This window comes from Methylobacterium trifolii (assembly GCF_022179685.1).
In the GTDB taxonomy this organism is placed as follows: domain Bacteria; phylum Pseudomonadota; class Alphaproteobacteria; order Rhizobiales; family Beijerinckiaceae; genus Methylobacterium; species Methylobacterium trifolii.
Genome location: NZ_BPRB01000256.1, coordinates 1 through 5,142, shown reverse-complemented (window position 1 = coordinate 5,142; position 5,142 = coordinate 1). Strand labels below are relative to the sequence as shown.

The window sequence follows — 5,142 nt, the reverse complement described above, 5'->3', positions numbered from 1 at the left end:
TCTGAGTCAGTGCACTAGAGCCGTGCCCGATCACGTTGGGTCGGGTCACGCCTCCAGGTCTTTGTTTTGACGCGCACTTTCACGACGAACCGGTATCCACTTCGTCGGAGTGCGCTCCAGGCGCCCGCTCGCGCGACGGCGTCAGAGCCTGCCGGTGACGAGCAGCACGATGAGGACGATAACCAGGATGCCGCCCAGGCCGAAGCCCGGTCCGCGATAGGCGCCGCCGCCCAGGAAGCCGCCGCCGCCGAAGGCGAGGATGATCAGGATGATGAGGAGGATGGTAACGAGGGACATGGGCGTTCTCTCCGAGGGAGCGCACGGGTCGTGAGCTTGACCGTGCAAACGCCGAGACAATCCGTTCCGTTCAAAACTTTCGCACGCGATCGTGAGGGACGGTTTTTCGGGCTCAGGCGTGCCAGTCCGGCAAGGGTTCCTCCGCGGCGCCGAGCCAGTCCGGAGCCGGCAAACCACGCTCGGCCAGGAAGGCCGGATTGAACAGCTTCGAGGCGTAGCGGGCCGCCCCGTCGCAGAGGATCGTCACCACCGTGTGGCCGGGGCCGAGCACCTTCGCCAGCCGGATCGCGCCCGCCACGTTGATCCCCGACGAGCCGCCGAGCGACAGGCCCTCCTCGCGCATCAGCCCGAACACGATCCCCAAGGCTTCCGTGTCGGGGATGCGGAAGGAATGGTCCGGGCTGAAGCCTTCGAGGTTCCTCGTGATCCGCCCCTGGCCGATCCCCTCGGTGATGGAGGAGCCCTCCGCCTTGAGCGTCCCGGTGGTGTAGTGGGCGTGGAGGGCCGAGCCTTCGGGGTCGGAGAGCGCGATGGACACCTGCGGGTTGCGGGCGCGCAGGGCCTCGGCCGTGCCGGCCAGCGTCCCCCCGGTGCCGGCGGCGCAGACGAAACCGTCGACCCGCCCGCCCGTGGCCTCCCAGATCTCCGGGCCGGTCCCCTCCGCATGCGCGCGCCGGTTGGCGACGTTGTCGAACTGGTCGGCGAAGAAGGCGCCGGAGGCCTCCGTGGCCGCGAGTTTTTCCGCGAGGCGGCGGGCGACGTGGACGTAGTTGTTGGGATTGGAGAACGGCACCGCAGGCACCTCCACGAGGCGGGCGCCGGCCAGCCGCAGGGTCTGCTTCTTCTCCTCGGACTGGGTCACGGGGATGACGATGAGGGTGCGGTAGCCGCGCACCGAGGCCACCAGCGCCAGCCCGATCCCGGTATTGCCGGCCGTGCCCTCGACGATGGTGCCGCCGGGCCGGATCAGCCCGTGCGCCTCCGCATCCTGCACGATGGAGAGGGCCGCCCGGTCCTTCACCGACAGGCCGGGGTTCAGGAACTCCGCCTTGCCGAGGATGGTGCAGCCGGTCTCCTCGGAGGCCCGGCGCAGCCGGATCAGGGGCGTGCCGCCGATGGCGCCGAGGACGTCGGGGCAGGCGGTGGGACGGACATTGCTCATCGGCGGACGCTCGAATTCCGGAACGGACAGGGGAGGATGTCGCCCACCACTAGGACCGCGTCCGCTTGCGCGCGACGCGGACGGTGTCGGCGCGATCCCGACGGCGGCATACCCGACGGGGATGACGGGTCGATACGCGCGAGGCCAGCACTGGCCTGGATCAGGCCCGCCGCTCCTGCACGGCTGCCGGAGACGGGACCGCGCGCCCCAGGCGCCGGGCCGCCGCGATCCAGGTCTCGATCGCATCGGCGATGTTCAGTTCCAACATCGCGATGTCGTCCCCGTCGGACATACATCCCGGCAGATCGGGAACGCACCCGAGCAAGCCGCCGCCTTCGGCCTGGGGGACGGGATCGACCTGGACGTAATAGTCGCGCACCACCATGGCTCGGCTCCTTGGGCTCAACTCCTTGCGACGGCATCCACGAACGCCACGAAGGCCCGGATATAGGGGGTCTAGATCGGCCTGCGCGCCGGAACGGTCAGGATATCAGGGCAGGCCGCATGCGAGATACCGTAATGTGAGCCCCGCGCGGGAGGAGCGCAATCGATGCCGAAGGCCCGGCAGACCATCGCCAGATCCTCGATCGTCCAGTCGCCCACAGGGTTGCGGCGCATCTTGTCGAGGCGCTTCTCCGCTTGGGCTCATGCCGGGCGATCGTCCCGCCTCTCCATCTGCCGCTGATAGCCGCTCCCCCGGCTTTCAGGCAACGCGCGTCATACGAAATCCGTTTGATCGCCTCGGGATACAGATTTCGGCTTCGCTCAAGCGCTGCGCCGGCTTGGTGAGACCGTATCCGCTTCGATCGAGCGGATACGGTCTCACGCGAACACGTACCCCCCGTTGATCCGCAGGCCTACGGCCCGGCCCGCCTCGTAGCGCTCGCCGTCGAAGTCCTCGACCACCAGCACCTTGCCATCCAGGTGCTCGACCTCGATGCGCTGGCGGCCCTGGCTGCGGTAGGAGGAGCGCACGGTGCCGGCGAGGTGCTGGTCGTGGGCCTCAGCGAACTGGAGCTGCCAGGGCCGGACGTAGAGCTTGACCGGGCCGATGGTGTTGGCGGGCGCCGCCACCGGGGTCGGGCGCCCGTTCACCAGCACGCGGGCCTGGCCGCCCGTGCCCTCGACCAGGGCCTCCACCTCGACGGAATCGCCCAAGAACTTGAGGACCGTGGGGGAGGCCGGCTGCTCCTGGACCTCGTCCGGTGTCCCGACCTGCTCCAGCCGGCCCTTGTTGAGGACGGCGACGCGGTCGGAGAGCTCCAGGGCCTCGTCCTGGTCGTGGGTGACGAAGATCGTGGTCTGGCCGGTGCGATCGTGGATCTCGCGCAGCCAGCGCCGCAGGTCCTTTCGCACCTGGGCGTCCAGCGCCCCGAAGGGCTCGTCCAGGAGGAGCACGCGGGGCTCGACGGCGAGTGCGCGTGCGAGCGCGATGCGCTGGCGCTGGCCGCCGGAGAGCTGCGACGGGTAGCGGTCGGCAAAGCCCGAGAGCCGGATCAGGTCGAGGAGGTCGCCGACGCGGCGCTTGATCTCGGCCTTGGCCGGCCGGTCCGCACGCTTCCGCGCGTTCAGCCCGTAGGCGATGTTGTCGGCCACGCTCATGTGCTTGAACAGGGCGTAGTGCTGGAACACGAAGCCCACCGCCCGCTGCTGCACCGGCAGCCCCGTGGCGTCGTCGCTGCCGAACAGGATGCGGCCTCGGTCCGGGAAGTCGAGGCCGGCGATGATGCGCAGCAGCGTGGTCTTGCCCGAGCCCGAGGGGCCGAGCAGGCCGAGCAGTTCGCCCGCGCGCACGTCGAGGCTGAGGTCGTGCAACACGGCCGCCGTGTCGAAGGTCTTCGACAGCCCCTCGACGCGGATCGCGGTCGAGCTTGCGTTAATGCCGTGCCCCCGCCGCGAGCTCGTCGCTGTAGCGCCACTCGAGAATCGATTTGATGACGAGGGTGACAAGAGCGAGACCGGCGAGGAGGGAGGCGACACTGAAAGCGGCGACGAAGTTGTACTCATTGTAGAGGATCTCCACGTGGAGCGGGATGGTGTTGGTCAGTCCCCGGATGTGTCCCGACACCACCGAGACCGCCCCGAATTCACCCATGGCGCGGGCGTTGCAGAGAAGGACGCTGTAGAGGAGCCCCCAGCGGATGTTGGGCAGCGTCACCGTGAGGAAGGCGTGCAGGCCCGAGGCGCCGAGCGTCAGCGCGGCCTCCTCCTCGGCGTTGCCCTGCTCCTGCATCAGCGGGATCAGCTCGCGGGCCACGAACGGGAAGGTCACGAAGATCGTGGCCAGCACGATGCCGGGCAGCGCGAACAGGATCTGGATGCCGTTCTCCTGGAGCCAGCCGCCGAACAGCCCCTGGCTCCCGAACAGCAGCACGTAGATCAGCCCGGACACCACCGGCGAGACCGAGAAGGGCAGGTCGATCAGGGTGATGAGGAGGCTCTTGCCCGGAAACTCGAACTTGGCGATCGCCCAGGCGGCGGCCACCCCGAAGACGAGGTTGAACGGCACCGCGATGGCCGCCACCAGCAGGGTCAGCCGGATCGCGACCCAGGCGTCGGGCTCGCGGAAGGCGTCGAGATAGGCGGCCACGCCGCGGGAGAAGGCCTGGGCGAAGACCGTGAAGAGTGGCAGCACCAGGAACAGGGCGAGGAAGACGATCGCGGTGGCGATCAACCCCCAGCGCACCGCGCGGCCCTCGGCCACGGCGCTTGCGGGCGGTACGGCCTCGCGGGCCGCGAAGGTCGGGGCGATCACGTCAGACATAGCCGAACCTCCGCCGGCTCCAGGCCTGGATCAGGTTGATGGCGAGCAGCGTCAGGAACGAGATTCCCAGCATGATCGTGGCGATGGCGGCTGCCCCGCCGTAGTCGAACTCGGAGAGCTTGATGATGATCAGCAGGGGCGCGATCTCGGAGACGTAGGGAAGGTTGCCGGCGATGAAGATGATCGAGCCGTACTCCCCGACGCCGCGGGCGAAGGCGAGGGCGAAGCCCGTGAGCACCGCCGGGATGAGAGGCGGCAGCACCACCTTGGTCAGGGTGCCCCAGCGCGTGGCGCCCAGCGTCGCGGAGGCCTCCTCGACCTCCTTGTCGATCTCGGCGATCAGCGGCTGCACCGTGCGCACGGCGAACGGCAGGCCGATGAACACCATGGCGATGAAGATGCCGGCCGGGGTGTAGGCCACCTGGATGCCGAGCTTGGCGAGTTGCGCGCCCACCAGCCCGTTGGGGGCGTAGAGGGAGGCCAGCGCGATGCCGGCCACCGCCGTCGGCAGGGCGAAGGGCAGGTCGACCACCGCGTCCACGAGCCTGCGGCCGGGAAAGTCGTAGCGGGTCAGCACCCAGGCCACGAGGAAGCCGAAGCTGGATGCGGTGAAGGCGGCCAGCAGAGAGACGCCGAAGCTGATCTTCAGGGCGCTCGCCACCCGCGGATCGGTGGCGACGTACCAGATCCCCGACAGGCCGAGCCCGGAGGCCTTGGCCACCAGGGCGGCCAGGGGCAGCAGCACGACGAGCCCGAGGCAGGTCAGGGTGTAGCCGAAGCTGATCCCGAAGCCGGGGATCACGCTCGGGGCTCGGAACCGCCGCTTCGGGCGGGGCGTGTCGGGCATGCTCTCGTCCTTCGGGGTTTTATGATCGTCCGATGTGGCGCCGTCCGCGCCATTCCCTCCCCCGCAAAGGGG

General features: G+C 69.2%; 6 protein-coding genes. All 6 read right to left on the bottom strand.

The window, feature by feature from the left end; genetic code table 11:
- Positions 1 to 141: 141 nt before the first annotated feature.
- On the bottom strand, positions 142 to 297 hold the full coding sequence (locus tag COGEMETH_RS20655) for a DUF3309 domain-containing protein (RefSeq protein ID WP_238184481.1): 156 nt from the start codon (positions 295 to 297) through the stop codon (positions 142 to 144).
- A gap of 112 nt (positions 298 to 409) precedes the next feature.
- The gene (locus tag COGEMETH_RS20650; RefSeq protein ID WP_238184480.1) at positions 410 to 1,459 is read right to left on the bottom strand and encodes a cysteine synthase A; all 1,050 of its coding nucleotides are present in this window, start codon (positions 1,457 to 1,459) and stop codon (positions 410 to 412) included.
- Between the two features lie 160 nt (positions 1,460 to 1,619).
- On the bottom strand, positions 1,620 to 1,844 hold the full coding sequence (locus COGEMETH_RS20645) for a type II toxin-antitoxin system HicB family antitoxin (protein WP_238184479.1): 225 nt from the start codon (positions 1,842 to 1,844) through the stop codon (positions 1,620 to 1,622).
- A 437-nt stretch (positions 1,845 to 2,281) separates the two neighbouring features.
- On the bottom strand, positions 2,282 to 3,319 hold the full coding sequence (locus COGEMETH_RS20640; RefSeq protein WP_283215035.1) for a sulfate/molybdate ABC transporter ATP-binding protein: 1,038 nt from the start codon (positions 3,317 to 3,319) through the stop codon (positions 2,282 to 2,284).
- A gap of 16 nt (positions 3,320 to 3,335) precedes the next feature.
- Complete coding sequence (cysW, locus tag COGEMETH_RS20635; RefSeq protein WP_238184477.1) at positions 3,336 to 4,223, bottom strand: sulfate ABC transporter permease subunit CysW; 888 nt, start codon at positions 4,221 to 4,223, stop codon at positions 3,336 to 3,338.
- Positions 4,216 to 5,070 carry a sulfate ABC transporter permease subunit CysT gene (cysT, locus tag COGEMETH_RS20630; protein WP_238184476.1) on the bottom strand — a complete coding sequence of 285 codons (855 nt, stop codon included), beginning with the start codon at positions 5,068 to 5,070 and terminating at the stop codon, positions 4,216 to 4,218. Before cysT ends, cysW begins: the two co-directional genes overlap by 8 nt.
- Positions 5,071 to 5,142 lie beyond the last annotated feature (72 nt).

What these genes read in the sequence shown, in the direction of transcription:
- cysT (WP_238184476.1), bottom strand. Translation starts at nt 5,070, where the DNA reads ATGCCCGACACGCCCCGCCCGAAGCGGCGGTTCCGAGCCCCGAGCGTG.
- cysW (WP_238184477.1), bottom strand. Translation starts at nt 4,223, where the DNA reads ATGTCTGACGTGATCGCCCCGACCTTCGCGGCCCGCGAGGCCGTACCG.
- COGEMETH_RS20655 (WP_238184481.1), bottom strand. Translation starts at nt 297, where the DNA reads ATGTCCCTCGTTACCATCCTCCTCATCATCCTGATCATCCTCGCCTTC.
- COGEMETH_RS20645 (WP_238184479.1), bottom strand. Translation starts at nt 1,844, where the DNA reads ATGGTGGTGCGCGACTATTACGTCCAGGTCGATCCCGTCCCCCAGGCC.
- COGEMETH_RS20650 (WP_238184480.1), bottom strand. Translation starts at nt 1,459, where the DNA reads ATGAGCAATGTCCGTCCCACCGCCTGCCCCGACGTCCTCGGCGCCATC.